We start from the raw sequence: 20,767 nt of genomic DNA on the forward strand, positions 1-20,767 counted from the left end.
AAACGCTCCTTGTTATCCTCTGGACCTGTTTTCAAGCTGTTGCAACAGTTCCGGTTCCCAGTCCGCGAGTGTGTAGTGTCGCGCGGCCTGGTACAGAGTGTGGTAATGCTGACGAGCTGTCGTCGCCATGCCGGAGGCATCAAGCAACTGCGCCGTCAGGTATTCCCGGTAAAAATGTATGCGGGGGCCACCCGCCGGTAGCTGTTCGAGCCACGCCAGCGCCGCTTCCAGCCCCTGCTCCTGATGACACTGCCAGACCTGTTGCGTCGTATCATCCGCTGCGGCGACAGACGCCACTGATGCCTGCGACTCATCACTCAACCACTGCCGAGTGGCGTTGCCGATAAACGGCGAACGGTCGTTAAACAACAGGGCATCAAGTGCAGGCAGGCGCATCAGAAAATGGCGAGCCTCATCGCGGATAGCCTGCGCCACCTCGCGGTGCCCCAGGCTCTGCGCAATGCTTGCCGAAAGATGGTGGCCATCCAGCCAATACGGGGCCAGCAGCAGGCTCTGTTCCACCTGTTGCCAGAGAGTGATATCCGCCCGGACAAAGCGCGCCTGATAATCCGCGACCATATCGGTGGAAACGGCGGCAAGCTGCGTCCGCCCGTCACTTTCTGCCTGTGGAGCACTGGTAATGTTTTGCCACAATGCATGGCGGCGCAGGCGGTAACCATGAGCCGATGCAGGCAGGCGCTCGCAAAGGATGGCTGCCACTTTCAGTAGGGTATCGCGCCAGGCTTTGTCATCATGACTTTCGACCGTCACCTCCGATACAGGGGCCTTCTCAACGGTTGCTGCGGGAATGCTCGCGGGTGTAGCTGCGGATTGTGCAGATACTGCTGGGCCACCTTCGTGAAACACTCGTTGATACAACCCGGAAAGATTATCGGTAGAGGTGGCAAGCTCCTGTGCCCCAACCTCCTGCCAGCACAGTGCCAGCTTCGCCAGCTCTCCTAAGAGGGCATCACACAGGTCAGGTGTCGCTGTCGTTGCAAAGCCGGCGATACCGGGTTCGAAACGCTTCAATATTTGTTCGGCAAAACGCTTCTTATTCACCGCGCTCTGCGGCCAGGCGATGGCCCAGTAATGGCTGACATACTGCGTCAACATTCTGAGTGCGAGCAGATAATCGCCTGCATGTTGCAGCGTGCGCAGCAAATGCGACACAAGACGGATGTCCTTGCTCTCAGAGGCAAGAAGCGCCAGCCCTCGTTGCTGAAGCTCCGGTACATCAAGCTGCGCATGATTCAGTGAGCCCAGCTTAACAATCTCACTATCGATGTATTCCCACTGCGGGTTATCGTCACTGAGTTTGCTCGCCTGCTTATCTTCCGGCAGATTTTCCAGCAGATGCGATAGCCAGACCTTCGGGTTTTGTATATCCATATCGTTATTCTCCCGCCCAGTGGCATGCGTCACGCAGTGGCGCAATGGTCTGCGCCAGTCCGTCAATGTTAAAGGTCAGCTTTCCAGCGGCATTGCCAACCCCGGTATCAAGCGTCAGCGTTTTTGCACCGAACAGCTGTTTGATTTCGTCGATACCGGATAGCCCCCTACTGGCTTCCAGCAGAAAGCCGTTCTCACGCACAAACCAGCGAGAACGGAACTGACCCTTGTCAGTTCTCAGCACCAAAGGAATATCGTTTTCACGACGGGGGACAGCGAGCGCCACCTGCATCCGGGTGATGTTATCGACACAACTGAACATCAGCACCGGGCGCGGCGGCAGGCTGCCTATGGCGGGCGTAGTGATAATCACCGTAGGACGCTCGCCCTCAGTGCGGGTTATCAGCAATCCGGTGGAGTTATCCATGCGTTGTTTTTCCTGCTCAAGCGCACGCGTCCACGCCTCACCGTCGTAGCGCGCCTTCACCAGTGCCCCAGCAAACCCCTGTGTCTGCACAGGGGTCAGAATTCGGTCATAGCAGTCCAGACGTTCCAGGGCGGCAGACTCTTTCCGGCAGACGTTCATGGCATCTAGCGTCACCTGTTCATCCCCGGCAAATAAAGGAGATGTCACTAACAGCAGGGGTAGCAGCCAACAGGCTGAAAGTCTCATACCGCGCCTTCTTCCTGTGTTACCGCATCCTCTACTTCGGCGGTAAACACACCGTCCTGCACATCAAGCGTGATAAGGGCAACTGCGGTGTTCGACGCCATTTTCTGCAACAACAGCAGGGAGAGCGGCGGTAACATGTCACCATCGATAACCGACTCCAGCATCCGCGCCCCGTTCTCTGTACGAGTGATGCGGCTCATTATTTCGTCCGTAACTTCAGGTTTAATAATAACTTCAGCACCAAAGCGACTGCGCAGCACTCGGTCCAGTCGCACGAGTTTCCAGGTGATAATCACGGAAAGCGTCTCGCGTGATAGCGGCAGGTATGGCACCACTTCCATACGAGCCAACAGTGCCGGCTTGAAGAAGTCAGCCAGCACCGGATACAAGGCGTCGTGCATCGCGTCCGGGCAGTCCGCATGTTCCACAATCACCTGGTAACCAAGGTTGGAGGTGAGGAAGAAAACGATGTTTTTACAGTCGATTATCCGCCCTTCACCATCGGCCATTTCTCCCTTATCGAAAGCCTGATAGAACAGGTTGAGCACGTCCGGATGCGCTTTTTCCACCTCATCCAGCAGCACCACAGAATAGGGTTTCTGGCGAATAGCTTCGGTCAATATGCCACCCTCGCCGTAACCGACATAGCCAGGCGGCGAGCCAATCAGACGCGAAACAGTATGCTTCTCCTGGAATTCCGACATATTGATGGTCGTGAGATACTGACGTCCGCCATAAAGCAGTTCCGCCAGTTGCAGCACGGTTTCGGTTTTACCTACACCGCTTGGCCCGGCCAGCAGAAACGCACCGAGCGGGCGCCCTGGGCGGCGCAGATCAGCGCGTGCCGTGAGCAAGTGTTTATGCAGATGTTTAATGGCCAACTCCTGGCCCTTGATGGTCTCCCCCAGCCACTGTGGCAGTTCGGTAATGACCGACATTTCGTTCTGTGACAGGCGGTTCAACGGCACACCGGTCCATTCGGCGATAACAGCAGCGATCTGTTTTTTATCCACATGGGGCGATACCAGCTGTTGCGTATGATGCAGCACATCCAGTTCTGCACTCAGTTCAGCCAGGCGAACCGCAGGGATGGTGTTAGGTTCCGGTTGTTCACGCTCTTCGTCGCTATGCGATTTCGCATCTTCAAGTAAACCTTTACGCAGGGCGATAATCTCCTGTACCAGCGTCTGCTGCTGACGCCAGGCAGCGTCCAGAGACCTAAGTTCCGTTTGCGACGTTTCATGCTGCACGCGGACCTCATCAAGCCGAACGCTCTCCGTGCGTAAGCCGATACGGATTTCCCGCTCAAGCTGGCGGATTTCCGCATCAAACTGATGGCACAGGGTAGTTAGCGCAGAAATTTGCTTCGGCGGAGAGGAAAGGTTAATCGCCACGCGGGCGCAGGCAGTGTCTAGAACGTCGATAGCCTTGTCCGGAAGCTGACGGCCGGAGAGGTAGCGCTCGCTTAATGTTGCCGCAGCCTGCAATGCATCATCATCAATCAGCACGCCGTGTGACTGCTCATACACCGACGCAAGACCACGCAGAATAACCGTCGCCTCTGCCGACGTCGGCTCACTCACCTTCACTAACTGGAAGCGACGCGACAACGCAGCATCTTTTTCAAAGTATTTTTTGTACTCGCTCCAGGTTGTGGCCGCGATGGTTTTCAGTTCACCCCGTGCCAGCGCTGGTTTCAGCAGGTTGGAGATATCCAGCCCGCCTTGCTGATTACCCGCACCGATCAGCGTGTGAGCCTCATCGATAAACATGATCACTGGCACTGGCGACTGAATCACTTCCGACATCAGCCCTTTAAAACGTTTTTCAAACTCACCCTTTACGGAGGCGCCAGCCTGCAACGCACCGAGATCCAACGTCATAATGTCGGTATTTTTAAGTTTGTCCGGCACTTGACCGGCAACAATACGTAGCGCCAACCCTTCAATCAGCGCGCTCTTGCCTACACCGGCTTCACCGACTACCACCGGATTGTTCTTACGGCGGCGGCAGAGAATATCAATCATCAGATCAATTTCATTGTCCCGGCAAAGCACCGGATCGAGCTTGCCGTTTCTGGCATCTTCAGTCATGTTTTTCGCGTAACGGGCAAGCAGACTGTCATCCGAACCCACAGCCCTGGTAATGCCGTTGTTGCTGCTCATATCCACCGATTCAGCCGACTCACGCGTCCAGTCAGCGAAATCCTGCTGCAATCTTTCGCGGTTGATACCTGTCAGGAGACGGGCGGCTTCTGGCGGTACATAGCGCGAGGCAGAGTGCAACAGAGCCAGTAGCAGAATACCGCCGCGTAGATCGCCGGACTGCATCTCTGTCGATGCCAGCAACCAGCCATCGCGCAGCCAGTCGACCAGCAGCGGCGAAAAAGCCGGATAGCTGTCCGCGTAACGAGTGGTGGCATAATGTTCCACGGTCAGCGCCTGTTCCAGCTCTGCCACGTCAATTTCCGCTCTCTCGATAATGACACGCAGATCACAACGAGGAATGGCAAGCATCTGTGACATCACATGGCTGACGGTGATTTCTGTTGACTGCTGGCTCATACATGCCGTTGCCGCCATTTCAAGCGCCTGGCGGGAGAATATGTTCAGCCGTTTTACCAGCGAGGAGATATCAATCTGAATCATAGGTGTCCTTACCTGGCAAGCAGTCGGTTTAACTGGTTAAGAATGTCCTGGGTCTGGCCATTCAGGCGAAGAAGATAAAACAGATACACCAGCGCCAGGACAGCGATACCGCCCAGCAGAATGTGTCTGATAGTCAGGCGCTTTATCAGTCGGTAACGCCCTCCCTGAATTTTTTTATCCTGATGCAGTAGCGGAAACGGCGCATCGCCGCGAAGCCCATGCAGAACATGATGCAGACGTCGGTAAATCTGCTCGAACTCATCCTGACCCTGCTCTGCGACCTTATAACGCCCGCGAAAACCCAGTGAAAAACAAAGGTATAAAAACTCCAGCAAATCCTGGTAGCGCTTTGGTTCGCGCATCAAACGCTCCAGCAGGATGAACACCTTCTCTCCACCCCAGGCTTCATTGTGGAAATGGACCAATAGCGATTGTTTGATCCATTCATTTTTATTTGACCAGCCGTTTCCCAGTGCAGCCTCATCAATAAAGGTGCAGAGAATGTAACGAAACGACACGATAACGCCCGGCTCGTAGCCCTGTTCCTGCAACAGCTGCTCCACCGCCTGGACGTCCGTCACTACCTGCGCGAACAGGTGTTCAGGCATCATCTGGCTATTCATCCCAGACAGACGCATCACCATTCCGAGCAGAGGTGTGGCAGCATCGATCATTGGATTGAGGCTGTTGCCGCGAAGAATCAGGCGATACTGACGACCAGGCGGGAAGCTGTCTGATTCAGGAGGGAGAACGAATTCACTCATCGTCTTAACCTCTTATTGCCCACAACTGCATATCCAGCTCCGGGAAATTACCGGAAATATGCATTGCCAGCGCACCCGCTTTCACCACGTCCTGCCATGCGGAACTGCCTTTTTCCAGTTCAAAATAAACATAGCCGTCGTGGTAAGGTAGCTGTCGGGGTGCCGCTGGGAGTGTGCGCAGTGCTATGCCTGGCACCTGTACGCTGACCATGCTGCGGATTTTGTCGGTGGCGGCGATTTTTGACTGTTGGGTAAACTGGAGAATAAGCTGGTTGTGTGGCATCCGGGCGCGGACCGCAAGGACGAATGCGCCAGACTGGAACAGCCCCGGTTCGTTGACAGTCGCCAGATACACTCCTTCGGTGTAAACGAGCGGTAGGTTCTGGGCTCGGGGTTGCAGGACAATATTGAGTGCCCGCCGTAACTCCGGGATTACCGTTTTGAAGGAATACGTCAGATCACGATGATCGTAGGGCTCCACCTTGCAGGGCAAACGGCTGTTCTCAGTAAAAGTCATCAGCTCACCCAGCAACTGAGTAAGATCCAGATAAAAAGTCTCAGGGTGCAGAGTGTGCAGGCGAGCGCGATGCGAGAAATGCATCTGGCTGCGGTTAAGCAACTGTAACATCATAAATTCCGCCACATCCGCGATACCACTCTGCTCCGGCGAGCCAATACGTTTCGCCAAATCTACCGCGCGGGTAGCGATCATCCCCTGCACGTCTCCGGCAAACCGGTTCAGCACGGGACTGACGCGCAGCGTCTGGCAGGTCGGGATAAAATCCTCGTCCAGCACTAGCGCTCCCCCAGGTTGTCCGCTGCGGATACGGCACAGAGGCAGCACAACCATTGCGCTAAGATCCTCCGCACCGCTGACAATTCTGAACGCCAACTGGCCCAGCGTCAGCGACTGTACATCGCCATCATCGGTATGCACGTCGCGCACCTCAGTCAGCATCACACTGTAGCGTTCCGAACTCTGACCAGCGCTGCGTAACCCCTTAACTTCACTGATGTTATGGGAGGCAACAGGCAGCGCCAGATAGATATCATGACTTCCTGGTGTCGTTAGCGCACCGGGCTGAAACGGCAACGGTAGCAAATCTTGATCGGGAATACGGAACACTGTGCCGTCAGGCATACAGCCTGCCGCGCGATCAATCATCACCTTTCCTTGTGCAAGCAATTCGATGTTCAGCGACAGCGTCGTGAATCCCCAGGAAAAATCTCCCAGTGCCTCCAGCCGTTCACACAGCATGGCATCGTTATGGCGCTGCTGTTGCTGAAAATGCTGTGGCAGTGCGAACATACCCTCCTGCCAGAGCACCCGGTTTTTCATTGTAGCCATCGTCAGTTATCCTCTGATTTCATTTCAATACTGTTCTGTCGCACATGAACCAGCAGGCGGTATTGATGCCCGGTTCCTTCCACTGGCGTTATTTGCTTCCATTCACTGGTCTGATCGTCGGAAAAGTAAGCAACGATGCTGATAAACCGTGTTTTTGTATCCAGCTTTACGGCTGGGAGCGTTTTTAGGGTATCCGGCAGCAGGGTAAAATCCTGATGGTCGAGATAGTTTTTACCCAGCGCATCAGGTAGCGGTGTGGAGGCCAGCAGGTCGTAATCCGCTGCCTGTAATTTCGAGTCATCGCTCAGGTACACCAGCTGTACATCAACGGGGGCGCCCTCACCTGCACTATTCAGATTGGTGTCCGGTTCCGTCAGCAGCGTGACGGTCAGTTCAGAAGGTTGTTCCTTCATGTCGCCGACCTGAACATCAGGATCGGCGATGACCTGGCCTATCTTTTTGCTCATTGTGCAACCGCTCAGCGCGCCCGCTAGCACAAGCACCAGCATGACGAAAACCCATCTCATCCTTCCAGTTCCCGCTGCTTTTCGCGTAATACCCGGTCATAAACCTGGGCGTAAACCTCGTTAAAAAGCATGGCAAATCCCTGCTGGCGGTCCGACGACAGCTCATCGTAATAATGACGGTACATGCTCCATGCCCCGGCATCGTCCAGTTCCCGGCGCAGTTCATGACTGCGCCGGTACTGAACAAAACGGCGTAACAGGCTCTGTGGCGAGAACGCGTCAAGCATCACCCGCAATGCTTCAGAAATCGCCGCCCGATTGGCCTCTTCATGATGACGGACGTTACGCAGGCTCTCGCGAATGGCGGCAGGAGCGGCAAGATGCACCGGACTTTTGCCTTCGGAAAACATCACTTCCAGCGCAGTGGCGTAGTCCAGGCTGAGGCGCAGCGGGTTATCCTCCAGCGGACGCAGGTGTTTGTCCGACAAGCTGTTCTGGCTGTGTTGCAGGTCAAGAAGCCCTTGAATGGCCGCCTGCAAAGCTCGTCCGGTCTCTTCCAGAAAGGCATCGGCATCCTGTGAATTTTGTATGCTGAGCGTGCTCCCCAGCCCGCGCAGCAACGGCGTCACTGCAAGGTGCTTTTGTGCCATCTCCTCTGGGGAGAATTCATCACCCTCTCTGGGATCGGCGTAAACCGGTGGTAGATCCATAAATGACATATCGATCCCACCATTCGCCTTCAGATCGGACAGTGGCACCGTACGCTGCCCATAAGTTGCAGCTGGTGACGCTGTCGTCAGACTTTCACTCTGTAATACCTGTAGAGGATCGGAAGAAAAACTATTCACCACATTGGAAGTCAACTGATGGCGCGGCTGCATCCCTGGATATTCCGGCTGGCCATCCGTGGAAATCAGCGCCTCCACCAGACTTTCGCGATGCGTCACAATGCTTTCCGGTGTTGCCATCTGCTCGTCATAACTGACGCGCTTCCCCTCATGCAGGAAGACTTTCAGTACCAGCGCGCCGATGCTTATTTCATCTCCCTGACGAAGACGTACCAGACCTGCATCAACTGACACCGGTGCAAGGTTGATCATCAGCCCCGGCATCAGGCAACGTAGACAGAATGCGCCATCATGTCGGACAACGGCGCAAGCGTGTTCCGCAATAGATCCCGTGGTGTCCTGCACAGACCAGTGGCAGCCTTCTGCATGACCAATCTCGCCACCATCGCCGGAAAAAAGGCACCTCGCGGCACGCCCGCTTTCCAGTTCATTGCCATTCATCACCTGTAATGTCAGTGATGCATTGCCGCGTTGTTGTTCCGTAACCACAGACTGCTCCATAAAATTACTCCCTGATGTGGAGTGTGACGTAAGGCGGTGTCTTTGGCTGACCGATGAAACCAGTGCGGCCCAGACAGGTACTGGATTTGTCTCCCAGCTGCATTCCCTTCGCCTGCTCCGGAGCCAGGCACAGCTGTAAATCCCACGCAAACTGGTCGCGCAGCAAAAAAGAGATAAACATCTGTAGCGCCTGATGGTGTTCACCATCAGGCAAAAATGACAGATAACGCTCCATCGGCAGGTTACCTATTCGCAGCAGGAACTTACCGCTGCGATCGGGCACCCGTGCGCCGAGCGTGAAATTGATACCCAGCACGGAGCGTCCGACCACATACCCGGTGGTGCGCGTCTTAGGATTACGCGACCCCAGCTGATTCTGCTGCGATGGTTCAATGGCAACCTTACGCAGTTGCCAACTGTCAATCGTGACATCTGGCAAATCAAAACAGTGAGAGACCAGGTTACATACCACATCCGGAGACCGCCCTGGCGTTGCCAGCACGCCAGCATAGGCCAGCATCTTGCTGTGATTGATAGCCAGCTTATTTCGCATCTGCGGATCCCCCAGCCCCACCAGGGAGTACATGCGCTGCGAAAACGTATCCGTTCCACCATTGCGAAAACAGATGTAATAGCGATACTTACGCCAGGCGTGGTAAGCAAACTGTGTCCAGCGATGGCTAAACAGATCGAGGAATTCTTTCAACCCCTCTTCATTCTGAGCTGACTCCCGCGCCATCCGATCCAGGTAATAACCCGGCAGCGGCGACTGGCTACCGGAAAAACCGAGAAACCGCGTGGTTAACGCAAACTGTCCGACCTCAGTGCGCTCAAGCGTAGTTAAATCGTTGCCAGGGAAAGTAATGGCGGCATCAGATTTGAATAGCACCACCTCCTTTTCAGGCTCGGTCCGCAGGGAGGGCTCCTGGCTGGGTTCACCACAACGTCGATACAGCGACTCCAACAGCACATAGAAATTCATGCTGCGTACATCTTCCGGAAGCGGTATTTTCTTCGCTACATCAGGGCGTGCTGACCACTGCTCTGCCATTCCCAGGCCTCCTGACTTTCCGTGTTTATAATTTTCAGACAGTGGAACGAGTTGATACTTGCGTACAATGCAAAGAACTGTGACAGCACAGTTCCCAGCAGATACACCTCACCCTCACAGACAAACGGAGCGGGATTGATCCACAGCGTGGTGGCAAGCCCTCTGACTGGAACGCCTTTAAACAACCTGTCCACAGGCGTTGTTTCCATCTTCTCAATGGCATCAAGCTTTTGTCGGGAGAGTCTGGCCTGCTGCGGGTGATGAACGCCCGGCAGGTCAAAGGTGCGCAAGATCTGCACCAACGCATCCCTGTCCAGCAGAGATAGGTAGTTCAGGTTCATACTTGAGATCAGCGACCAATGCATATCGCCGTCCATGACCGGATATAGCGGCCGCGTCGGACGCGTGATGTTGCGGAAAGAAGCCACTGACGGATTTTTACCGATGGCAACGCAGATATCGCCGGTATGCAGTTCCGTTGGGAGCATCCGATTGGTGCAGACCAGCGAAACACTGAGAGTTTCACCACCTAGTTGTGAAGAATTTGGCTGGCTACCGTCCGCATGAACAAGTGCAATACTGTGCTCCAGACCACGATGAAACAGCGAGGTTTTTGCCCGATGATGCCAGTAGATAACCTCACGCCGACGACTGTATTCTGTCTGATGATTAAAACTCTCAAACTCTGGCCAGGGACGCGATGCACCTGAACCCTTCTGTCCGGGGATAACTCCGGATGCCACTACTTTGCTTGAGACGGACTGCACACGGAAAATATCGTAGGCTTCCGGATGCTGATGGCTGGCACGTAACGGATATACAGGTGAGCGGCTATCCGGAGTGACTGGCTCTGCATGATGCAAAAACAGATTAACCGCCGGAGCACAAAACAGATTCAGGGAACTCTGCCGTAATTTGACATTCACGGGTAATGGTTGATTAAAACGCAGACGTAACGTAAATGTGCCGCCGTGAAAATCATCCGGCAACGAAGTGGCATCACGCAGATGAAAGAAGAAAAAGCTCTCTGGGTAACAGAAATACTCCTGGAGAACCCGGTAGCCATTGTGAACATTTTTAGGCCACGGTAATAGAGCATCATCACGCTCAAACCCGGCGGGGTCCAGCCACAGACTTGGTAACGGTATGCGGCGTTCGTCCATAATGAGTTCAGCATTCTTCAGACGTTCACTGAACCACAAGTACAGCTGGTAGCGAGTATAATCATCGTTATTACCTAGCCAGAACGTGATTTTGTTTAAATCCAGTGCACTGGAAGACACACCATCTTCAGTAACAAAATCAACATCAATAATACCTTCTTCAAGACTGCTAATATTGCGCACATCCATTATCCGCAAAGGTTGCAGCCACATGTCACGTGCCAGCGTAAAATGGCAGACGGGAGGGAGAACAGTCTCAATATTTTCCAGGACTTTTCGCCCTGACGAGGACATTCGGACGGCGCCTGAGCTGATCTGCTCATCACGTAATATCTGAACAGGTGCTTTTATATTGTTTTCAGGTTCGTACTCAATCACCGACATAGCCGGAACCGGGCGCAGGTAGTTAGGCCATAACATCCGGATGATCCCGTGCGTAAACTCCGGAAACTCATCCTCGAGCTTTTGCCGCAGTGCACCAGACAGAAAAGCGAACGCCTCAAGCAAGCGCTCCACGTCCGGGTCGCCCTCTTTCTCGGCAAGAAAACGGGCCAGGTACGGTTTTTCCTTCGCCAGCAATTTGCCCAACTGGCGAAGATAATCCAATTCTTCCTGGTAGTAACGTTCTTCAAAAGCCACAATACTCACTCCACCTGATAGCGCTGGTGGTTATCCAGCAGGATGTCAAATTCCAGGACATCCGTTGCATCAGCAAAACTAACCTGTGCCACAATATGAAAGCGCAGCTCCAGCGGAGAATAACCATCCGCTGTGGCGGCAATCACCACCGTCTCTGCGATCCGCGGTTCATAACGCAGAATACAGTCACGGATCCCCTGGCCAACCGCTTGACGAAAATCACTGGATACCAGAGCCTCATCATTTAAATCGGCGATCCCCAACTCTGGTGAGCCATAACAGCTGCCGGAACGGGTATTGAAGATGTTTTGCAAATTATTCCTGATGGAATGCAGCAATGCCGTCTTCGTGTTTTGGCGCGGCGATAACGCAACTGAATCACCAATACGCTCAAACAAACTTCCCCCGATACTCCGTTCCGTCATCACGACTACTCCTTGTCCAGACGGCCGACCAACGACAGCTCAAAGCTAGCGCCCATATACTTGAAATGTGGACGCACTGAAAGCGCTACCTGATACCAGCCCGGCTCACCTTCAACATCCAGCACTTCTATTTTCGCCTGGCGCAGCGGCTTACGACTGCGAACATCTGCAGGCGGGTTCTCCTGGTCAGCAACGTACTGGCGTATCCAGGTATTCAGCTGGTTCTCCAGGTCCCCACGCTCCTTCCACGAGCCAATCTGCTCGCGCTGCAACACCTTGATATAGTGTGCCAGGCGGTTGATGATGAAGAGATAAGGCAGTTGCGTACCCAGCTTATAGTTGGTCTCCGCTTCCTTGCCTTCAGGGGTATTTGGGAACACTTTCGGTTTCTGCACCGAGTTGGCCGAGAAAAATGCTGCGCTGTCACTACCTTTACGCATAGTCAGAGAAATAAAGCCTTCTTCCGCCAGCTCGTATTCACGACGGTCCGTAATCAGAACTTCGGTTGGGATTTTTGCCTGTATCTGCCCCATTGCCTCATACAAATGGACGGGTAAGTCCCTCACCGCGCCGCCGTTCTGCGGACCGATGATATTCGGACACCAGCGGTATTTTACGAAGCTCTCTGCCATATTTGCGGCCAGTAGAAACGCTGTATTCCCCCAAAGATAATCATCGTGGCTGCGGCTAACGTTCTCGCGATAGTTAAAGCTCTTCACTGGATTTTCACCTGGTGCATAAGGCTGACGCAGCAGGAAACGCGGAGCCGTCAGGCCCAGATAGCGTGAGTCCTCAGATTCGCGCAGGGAACGCCATTTGGTGTAAACCGGGCCTTCGAAAATCAGACTGATATCCTTAATACCCTGCAACTCAGTCCAGGACTCAAGGCCGAGGAATTCGGGGGCAACCGATGACAGAAACGGTGCGTGTGCCATCGCACTGACCGCGCTGACATATTGCAGTAGTTTCAGATCCGCCGCGTTATTGGCAAACGCATAATTGCCGACAACCGCTGCGACAGGTTCACCGCCAAACTGGCCGTATCCGCTGGAATAAACATGCTTATAGAAACCAGACTGGGTGATCTCTGGGGCGAATTCGAAATCGTCGAGCAATTCTTCCTTCGTCACATGCAGCAGGTGGATTTTGATATTTTCCCGCGTATCTGACCGCTCCACTAGCATCTTCAGGGAGCGCAGAAACGACTCCAGTTCCTGAAACTCTGAGGAGTGGAGAATAAGATCCAGTTGCCGGCCCATACGCTCATCGATATCAGCAATCATGGCATTCACCGCCAGAATATCGGCGGATTCGGCTTCATGCTGCAACAACGCGGAGATAAAGGCGGTTACACCCTGACGGGCAATATCGTAACTTTCAGACTCAGGCTGAAAACGGCTCTGGGCCATAATGTTATCCAGCAGAGACCCTGTGGTCGCAGGTCCGGCGCTGACGGGGGTAACTTCTTCCTGTAGAGACATAGTGAAATCCTTGTGCAAGATTATTTCTGACCAGCGAGGCCCAGTTCCCGAATCAGCTGTTTGCGGGTTTCTTCATTCCCCAACAACGCCTGTAACTGAGCGCGAAAAGCAGGAATATTGCCCATCGGACCTTTCAGTGCGACCAGCGCCTCGCGGAGCTCCAGCAGTTTTTTCAGTTCAGGTACATTGGCGGCAACATTGTCCGGTGAGAGATCGGCCATCGATTTTACTTTCAGGCTGATGTCCATCCGGGCGTCAGCAGTATCACTGAGTGCCGACGACACAGTGAAATTCCGTCCGATACCGGACTCTGCAATTACCGCATCAAAGTTATTTTTGTTAATAGAAACTGGCTGGCGCTCATCCAGCGGTGTGTTATCTACCTGACCTTTCAGGTCGCCAGTGATCAACAGATTAAGTGGCAGTTCCACCTCTGCCGTTTGTCCCTCAACCCTCGGAAGATATCGAATATTAATACGTTCTTTAGGTGCAATACTGCCATCTTTATGGTTGCTCATAATGATTTGTCCATTTGGTTATCTATGAATTCCGTTCAGGCCACAGAAAGGTATAACTACCCGCACTACAAAGGCATTCAGGATACTATTCTCGCGACAATAAAAAGGTAAAGCACAATTTTCAAAACATATGATACTCGCAGCACAAAAATTATAAAACACCTTTACATAATTCCTTAAATGTTTATTGTGCTGATTAAACCCTATATCAGAGCCTATTCAAAGAAAGACGACACACAAAGAACAAAATACGTAACATATTGTTTTTTATGTTAATTAAAAAATATGAAAAATAATCGAGATGTTGATATATAGTTTTCATAAATAATTACCACGTATTTCATTCGCAGTGGTTTTGGTTGATAACAAAAAAATCCACATCAATATAATATTTTTCATGATACTGCTATGGTTTTTTTGTTCCTGACGTCCGTTTTTGTACTTTTTGTTTCCATAAAAAACAGACATTAAGAAAACCCTTATATTCTGGAAGCCATGGAAATAATTTCCAGTAGTGATGCTCACTCCGAGCAAATTAAGCAAAGGAGCTATATATGCCAACACCATGTTACATTTCAATTAAAGGACAAACCCAGGGACTTATTACTGACCGGGCTTTTACCGCAGAATCTGTGGGTAATATTTATGTCCAGGGCCACGAAGACGAAATGCTGGTTCAGGAGTTCAGTCATAAGGTAACTGTGCCGACGGATCCACAGTCCGGGCAGCCTTCGGGCCAGCGTGCGCACAAGCCCTTCATCTTTACCGTAGCACTGAACAAAGCCGTCCCATTGCTGTACAACGCGCTGGCTTCAGGTGAAATGTTACCTACCACCGAACTGCACTGGTATCGCACTTCTGTTGAAGGCAAACAGGAGCACTTCTTCACCACTCGTCTGACCGACTCCACGATTGTGAATATCGACTGCAATATGCCGCACTGTCAGGACGATACCAAACGCGAGTTCACTCAGTTGGTTGAGGTCTCGCTGGCCTATCGCAAAATCGAATGGGAGCACGTATCAGCCGGCACTTCCGGTGCTGACGACTGGCGTGCACCGCTAGAAGCATAAGCGTTAATCCACAGCATTCCGCTTTAAGGGTGGAATGCTGTTTTTCCATATCACGCGACAAAAGTTGTTTCAGTATAGGGTTACGTTTTATCACGGGAGATGGCGGACGCCGGAGACTTCGGCGGTAGCGTGCCTGAAAACGAGCATAACACTTTACGGTCATTTCATTGTTGCACGTCAGGGAGGAATATATGCCATTAAAAGGCTTACGTTTTACGCTGGACGTAGAGGGGCTGCCGGAAACCGCAACCGCCGTCGTCAGCTTCACCCTCTGCCAGAATCTCTCCATCCCCTTTTTACTCCGTGTCGATATCGCCGGGGACCAGACCGGCCTCTCCGGACCGGATTTCCTCGAAAAGAACGCCACACTCACCCTCTGGCAGGGCTCCGTTCCACAGCGCTACCTCCACGGCATCATCACCGGAGTGGAAACACGGGAAAACAACCACTGGCAGATGAACTATCATCTGACGCTTTCTTCCCCGCTCTGGCGCTGCGGCCTGCGTCAGAATTTCCGTATCTTTCAGCAGCAGGATATCCAGGCCATCTCCTCCACCCTGCTCACTGAAAACGGTGTCACTGACTGGGTGCCGTCCTTTTATGAAGCCCATCCGGCACGGGAGTTCTGTGTACAGTACGGGGAGACCGACCTCAGCTTTCTCAGTCGCCTCTGGGCCGAAGAGGGCATTTTCTTCTTCGACTGGCTCCACCCGACCGGTCCCGGACAGAAACTCGTTCTCTGTGATGATGTCGCCGGTCTCTCCTCCCTGGGCTCCCTGCCCTTTAACCCCAATATCCGCGAACCCTCCACGGAATGCATCAGTGAGTTCCGCTACCGGGCGCAGATACGCCCTTCATCAGTGGAAAACCAGGATTACACCTTTAAAACCCCCGGCTGGCCCGGTTACTTCAGCCACCACGCCGAAAACCTGAACGGCCAGCGCAGCCAGTATGAAATCTTCGATTACCCGGGACGCTTCAAGGATGTGCAGCACGGTCAGGACTTTGCCCGCTACCGGGCCGGAGGTTACCGCCGTGATGCTGAGGCAGCGACCTGCGTCACGAACTCCCCGAAACTGTGGCCCGGAAAACGTTTCACCCTGACCGGCCACCCTTCCCCGGCCCTCAACCGGGAATGGCAGGTCACGGGCTGTGTCCTGAAGGGCGAACAGCCTCAGGCCCTGCACGGCAGCCAGGGGGAAGGCACCACGCTCAGAAACACGGTTAACGTCATCCCGGCAGACCGGACCTGGCGTCCCTTCCCGCCACCCAAACCCGCTGTCGATGGTCCGCAGAGCGCCATCGTCACCGGTCCGAAAGGTGAGGAAATCTTCTGTGACGAGCACGGCCGGGTCCGGGTGCGTTTTCACTGGGACCGCTACTGCCCGGGAAACGAGGACAGCTCCTGCTGGATACGGGTATCCCAGGCATGGGCCGGAACCGGCTTCGGCAACCTCGCCATCCCGCGCGTGGGTCAGGAGGTGATAGTCGACTTCCTCAACGGTGACCCGGACCAGCCCATTATCATGGGCCGCACTTATCATCAGGACAACCGCTCGCCGGGCAGTCTCCCGGGAACCAAAACGCAGATGACCATCCGCTCGAAAACCTACAGGGGCAGCGGATTTAACGAACTGCGCTTCGAGGATGCGACAGACCAGGAGCAGGTGTATATCCACGCGCAGAAGAACATGGACACCGAGGTACTGAACAACCGCACCACTGATGTGAAAGTGGACCATACGGAAACCATCGGTAATAACCAGAGCATCACCGTCGGACTCGGGCAGACAGTGAAGGTGGGAAGTAAAAAGAAAAGTGGTCATGACCAGACCGTAACGATAGCTAATGACCAAACAATAACGGTTATTAATGATCGAACGATAGAAGTTACTGAAGGAAATCAAAAGACTGATATCAAAAAAGGAAACCAAGAAATCACTCTTTATGAGGGGGAGCAAACCATAAAAGTGAAGAAAACCATCAGTGTAAATTCTGAAGAAAAAATAGAATTTATTTGTGGAGATTCAAGTATCACATTACTGAAAAATGGTGAAATCACTCTTAAGGGGAAAATAATCACAAACAAAGCAGAAAATGAATATCATGTCAACAGTAAGAAACTATTGGCAGATGGTAGTGAAGAACATTTATTAACAGGTGGTATGTTGAAGTTAAATCCATAAATCAATAAGTTGTTTCATAAGAGAATATAACATGGAGAAGAATGCAGCAAGGCAGACAGCAGACAAAGCTGGGCATGATGGTCCAATCACGACGGGAAGTCCTAATGTTACAACCGGTGGATTCCCGGCTGCAAGAATGGGAGATTCGTTTATTTGTAAGGAGCATGGGCCGGGAGTAATTAGTGAAGGTTCAAAAACAGTTACTATCAACGGAATGCCAGCAGCCAGGTATGGGGATAAGGTCATCTGTGGCAAAGAAGCATTACCACCAACAAAAGGCCCCAAACCACCGGAATATCATTACGCAACATTGGCCAAAAATACAAATGAAGACGGTTCAGTAAAGGTAAAAAATCCAGAAGAATTTCAGATGAATGTGTTGCTGGCCTCATCACAACTATCAGATTCAGATGGGGACGGGAATTTTGATACCGCAAATAATAAAATTGTGTTTGAGGATTTTCAATTAAACCACCAGATGGGTGACAGTGGTGATAATTTAAATCTAGGAGGCACTATTGGTAAGGCTGAAATGGTAGCGGGAACGATATCAAATGAGAAAAATAGTTCCAGTAGTATTAATGCGAAACTGACGGGAGTTTCAGGAAATGTAGGGATTAGTTCAGGGAAAGAAGGAACTGGTGATTATGCGGGAGTAAAAGCTGGAGGGACAATTGGAACAGCAGAAGGAAAGGGGGAAGTTAGCACAACCCATGATAGTGATGAATTAAGTTATGGGGCAAGTTTTGAATTGGGGGCGGAAGCTGCCGTTGCAAAAGGAGAACTTTCAGGGATCATGGAATCAAAATATTTAAAAGTAAAAGGTTCTGCTAGTGGCTCTGCTGGATCGATAGGTGCAGGAATAGGAGCGGGAGTATGGACAGATCTTGATAATATTATGCTAAAGTTTAAATTAACAGGTGAACTGGCGTTCGCACTAGGGTTAAAAGGTGATGTTGAGGTTCAACTTGGACCATTTAGAGCCTGTCAGTAATTCTGTGTAACTGCCAATGTATTAAAGGTGATCGCTCAGGCGGTCACCGAACTCGATAATAAAACGGCTCATTGCCAGCCGCCAGTTCTGGATCGGCATACTCCATTTTTTTGACGCATCCTTGATCGCCAGATAAATAACCTTTCTTACCGAGTCATCCGTCGGGAACACTTTGCGTTTCTTAATCGCAGCCCGGATCACGCTGTTCAGTGATTCGATTGCGTTCGTGGTGTAGATGGCCTTGCGGATATCCGGTGGATAGCTGAACAGCGTATTCAGGTTTTCCCAGTGCGCACGCCAGCTTTTGCTGATTTGCGGATATTTATCGTCCCAGACTCCCGCGAACGCATCCAGCGCCATCAGCGCCGCCTCTTCGGTCGGAGCCTGATAAACTACTTTTAGCCCGCTGGTGACGGCTTTGTAGTCCTTCCAGGATACGTATTTCAGGCTGTTACGCACCATGTGGATGATGCACAGCTGGATGTGAGTCTGCGGGTAAACGCTGTTTATCGCATCCGGGAAGCCCTTCAGACCGTCCACGCAAGCAATCAGGATGTCCTGAAGGCCCCGGTTTTTCAGCTCCGTCAGCACGCTCAGCCAGAACTTTGCACCTTCATTTTCGGCCAGCCACATCCCCAGCAGCTCTTTCTGGCCTTCGGTGTTGATGCCCAGTGCCAGGAACACAGCTTTGTTGATTACGCTGCCATTCTGACGGACTTTGACAACAATGCAGTCCATATAAACAATGGGATACAGCGCATCCAGCTGCCGGTTTTGCCACTCAGTGACCTGCTCTTTTACGGCGTCGGTGACCTTAGATATCAGCGTGGGTGACACATCGGCGTCGTACATCTCTTTGAAGGTGGCAACGATTTCGCGGGTGGTCATGCCTTTGGCGTACAGGGACAAAATCTGGCTGTCCATCTGCGTAATACGCGTCTGGTGCTTCTTAATCAGCTGGGGTTCGAAGGTATTTTCACGGTCACGCGGCGTGTTCAGTTCGATCTCGCCATCATCGCATAGCAGCGTTTTTGACGAGTAGCCATTGCGGGTGTTTGAGCCTGTTTTGGGCGCATTTTTCTCATGCCCGAGGTGGTCAGTCAGTTCCGCATTGAGCGCCGTTTCGACGGTAAGCTTCGTCAACATGCGGGAAAAAGCATTGAGATCGGCTTCGGTTTTAAGGCCCTTAGCCAGTTCAGCTGCCAGTGCTTTGAGTTTCTTTTCGTCCATAATTTGCCTGTCTCCGTTGTTGGAGTGAACATATCAAAAACAGGCAGATACACAATTTAAATTACAGCCTCACCATTTACTGAAATTCCTGTTCAAGAACTATTGGGGTTATCCAGTTCCAAATCTGGTATAGTGCTATCGGGTGCACCGACTATCATCATTGGTGGGTAATATGAAAAAAAACTTTTTATATTAAAATCTTTTTTGCCATTATACAACAATATTGTGTTTAGGTTTTTTTTAGGTATAACCCTGTATTGCTTGTCAGCTTATATAATACTTCATTACGTTCGAGACATGTTATCATTCAAAATAATAGCATTAATGGGGGTTTATGCTGGGATTTATTATACATTTTTTTCGATGCTCGATAGTGGCATTGAAAGAATAGCTTCATTTCAAAAACAATAAAGACAACATCAATAAGCAACCTATAAGATGGTTTTTGTTGCATAAAGGAGACGTGTCCAGATATATTAAGGTAGTAGTTAATATTTTATTTGTATATATTTGCTTTGATGTATTGATTAGATCTTACATTAATTAAATACAGATAACATAGAGGTGCAACCACTCAGAACTCATTAAAGAACGGTAATTATCGGTAGATAGCATATAAGCGTAGTAGATTCATTTGAAATTTATCTTTAGTTTTTAGAACAGGCTATATAACCAATGCGTTTATATAGGAATAAAATCTTCAGAATTATACTTGGTATTGTTTTATGCTTCTTTTTTATTAAGATAGCCTTATATATAGGAAGAACATACTGGGGTACAATAATGTTCCTGTCTGGTGCATATTTATTTTTTTCTATACGTTTTTTAGTATCATTGACAATGGGATTGAAAAAGCTGTGAATTCTCATGGAAAATACAATAAAGAAAATATTAACCGACAACCATTGAGTTTTTTATGAAAAACAAAAAATGATAGCTAAAACATATAAATTACCATTTAATCTATTATTTGCATATTGCGTGATTAAATATACAATTAATACATTTTTTTAACCTGACTGACGAGGTGAATCGGTATTCAGCTTGTGATAATGTTGATTATGTGGTCGGAAGGATACATGGGAATTCAACCCAGACCTTTTGCACACCCGCCTATTGGTAGTTCTGGGAGCGTTCTTTGTGGTTTAGGAAACGTGATCATAGGGGGATAAAATGAAACAATATGGTAAGGGATATAAAATATTATTTGGAATAATTAGTTTTTCATCGTTTATTTATTTCAGAGTGCAGTTAGGTTATTATCCACGACCCCCCACTTTTATCAGACATATGCTTTTTTATTTTCCGACTATTTATTTTATTATCTTTTCCTTGATTGAATCAGGTGTTGGAAGAGTAACTTCCT

General features: G+C 51.1%; 16 protein-coding genes. 3 read left to right on the plus strand and 13 right to left on the minus strand.

The features are described 5' to 3' along the window. Nucleotides 1–12: 12 nt before the first annotated feature. The 12 genes from tssA to tssB are packed head-to-tail and all read right to left on the minus strand — an operon-like array spanning nt 13 to nt 13,918. Nucleotides 13–1,392 carry a type VI secretion system protein TssA gene (gene tssA / locus HV107_RS05765; RefSeq protein ID WP_182062409.1) on the minus strand — a complete coding sequence of 460 codons (1,380 nt, stop codon included), beginning with the start codon at nt 1,390–1,392 and terminating at the stop codon, nt 13–15. A gap of 4 nt (nt 1,393–1,396) precedes the next feature. Beyond that, on the minus strand, nt 1,397–2,065 hold the full coding sequence (gene vasI / locus HV107_RS05770) for a type VI secretion system-associated protein VasI (RefSeq protein WP_182062410.1): 669 nt from the start codon (nt 2,063–2,065) through the stop codon (nt 1,397–1,399). Beyond that, nucleotides 2,062–4,713: a type VI secretion system ATPase TssH gene (tssH, locus tag HV107_RS05775; protein WP_182062411.1), complete on the minus strand. Its 2,652-nt coding sequence runs from the start codon at nt 4,711–4,713 to the stop codon at nt 2,062–2,064. Before tssH ends, vasI begins: the two co-directional genes overlap by 4 nt. A gap of 8 nt (nt 4,714–4,721) precedes the next feature. Further along, nucleotides 4,722–5,477 carry a type IVB secretion system protein IcmH/DotU gene (gene icmH, locus HV107_RS05780; RefSeq protein WP_182062412.1) on the minus strand — a complete coding sequence of 252 codons (756 nt, stop codon included), beginning with the start codon at nt 5,475–5,477 and terminating at the stop codon, nt 4,722–4,724. A gap of 4 nt (nt 5,478–5,481) precedes the next feature. Then, nucleotides 5,482–6,825, minus strand: coding sequence for a type VI secretion system baseplate subunit TssK (gene tssK / locus HV107_RS05785; RefSeq protein WP_182062413.1), 1,344 nt, complete (start codon nt 6,823–6,825; stop codon nt 5,482–5,484). 2 nt (nt 6,826–6,827) lie between these two features. Beyond that, a complete protein-coding gene (tssJ, locus tag HV107_RS05790) occupies nt 6,828–7,352 on the minus strand; it encodes a type VI secretion system lipoprotein TssJ (protein ID WP_182062414.1) in 525 nt (174 codons plus the stop codon). Further along, nucleotides 7,349–8,641 carry a type VI secretion system-associated FHA domain protein TagH gene (gene tagH, locus HV107_RS05795; RefSeq protein ID WP_182062415.1) on the minus strand — a complete coding sequence of 431 codons (1,293 nt, stop codon included), beginning with the start codon at nt 8,639–8,641 and terminating at the stop codon, nt 7,349–7,351. The genes tssJ and tagH overlap by 4 nt, the downstream gene beginning before the upstream one ends. A gap of 4 nt (nt 8,642–8,645) precedes the next feature. Further along, on the minus strand, nt 8,646–9,692 hold the full coding sequence (gene tssG / locus HV107_RS05800; protein ID WP_182062416.1) for a type VI secretion system baseplate subunit TssG: 1,047 nt from the start codon (nt 9,690–9,692) through the stop codon (nt 8,646–8,648). Next, the gene (gene tssF / locus HV107_RS05805) at nt 9,659–11,494 is read right to left on the minus strand and encodes a type VI secretion system baseplate subunit TssF (RefSeq protein ID WP_182062417.1); all 1,836 of its coding nucleotides are present in this window, start codon (nt 11,492–11,494) and stop codon (nt 9,659–9,661) included. Before tssF ends, tssG begins: the two co-directional genes overlap by 34 nt. 5 nt (nt 11,495–11,499) lie before the next feature. Beyond that, the gene (tssE, locus tag HV107_RS05810) at nt 11,500–11,919 is read right to left on the minus strand and encodes a type VI secretion system baseplate subunit TssE (protein ID WP_182062418.1); all 420 of its coding nucleotides are present in this window, start codon (nt 11,917–11,919) and stop codon (nt 11,500–11,502) included. Nucleotides 11,920–11,924: 5 nt separating this feature from the next. Then, nucleotides 11,925–13,400, minus strand: coding sequence for a type VI secretion system contractile sheath large subunit (tssC, locus tag HV107_RS05815; RefSeq protein ID WP_182062419.1), 1,476 nt, complete (start codon nt 13,398–13,400; stop codon nt 11,925–11,927). A gap of 20 nt (nt 13,401–13,420) precedes the next feature. Continuing rightward, a complete protein-coding gene (gene tssB, locus HV107_RS05820; protein WP_182062420.1) occupies nt 13,421–13,918 on the minus strand; it encodes a type VI secretion system contractile sheath small subunit in 498 nt (165 codons plus the stop codon). 554 nt (nt 13,919–14,472) lie between these two features. On the opposite strand from tssB, the gene HV107_RS05825 reads away from it, so the two are divergent. The 3 genes from HV107_RS05825 (at nt 14,473) to HV107_RS05835 (ending at nt 18,171) form a co-directional block, all read left to right on the plus strand. Further along, nucleotides 14,473–14,991: an Hcp family type VI secretion system effector gene (locus HV107_RS05825; protein WP_182062421.1), complete on the plus strand. Its 519-nt coding sequence runs from the start codon at nt 14,473–14,475 to the stop codon at nt 14,989–14,991. 191 nt (nt 14,992–15,182) lie between these two features. After that, entirely contained in the window at nt 15,183–17,177 is a 1,995-nt protein-coding gene (locus HV107_RS05830; RefSeq protein WP_182062422.1) for a type VI secretion system tip protein VgrG, read from the plus strand. Nucleotides 17,178–17,208: 31 nt separating this feature from the next. Next, a complete protein-coding gene (locus HV107_RS05835) occupies nt 17,209–18,171 on the plus strand; it encodes a PAAR domain-containing protein (RefSeq protein ID WP_182062423.1) in 963 nt (320 codons plus the stop codon). A 21-nt stretch (nt 18,172–18,192) separates the two neighbouring features. Here the strand turns inward: HV107_RS05835 and HV107_RS05840 are convergent, their stop codons facing one another. After that, on the minus strand, nt 18,193–19,401 hold the full coding sequence (locus HV107_RS05840; protein ID WP_063054239.1) for an IS256 family transposase: 1,209 nt from the start codon (nt 19,399–19,401) through the stop codon (nt 18,193–18,195). Nucleotides 19,402–20,767: the final 1,366 nt, after the last annotated feature.

The organism is Enterobacter sp. RHBSTW-00175, from assembly GCF_013927005.1.
Lineage (GTDB): Bacteria > Pseudomonadota > Gammaproteobacteria > Enterobacterales > Enterobacteriaceae > Enterobacter.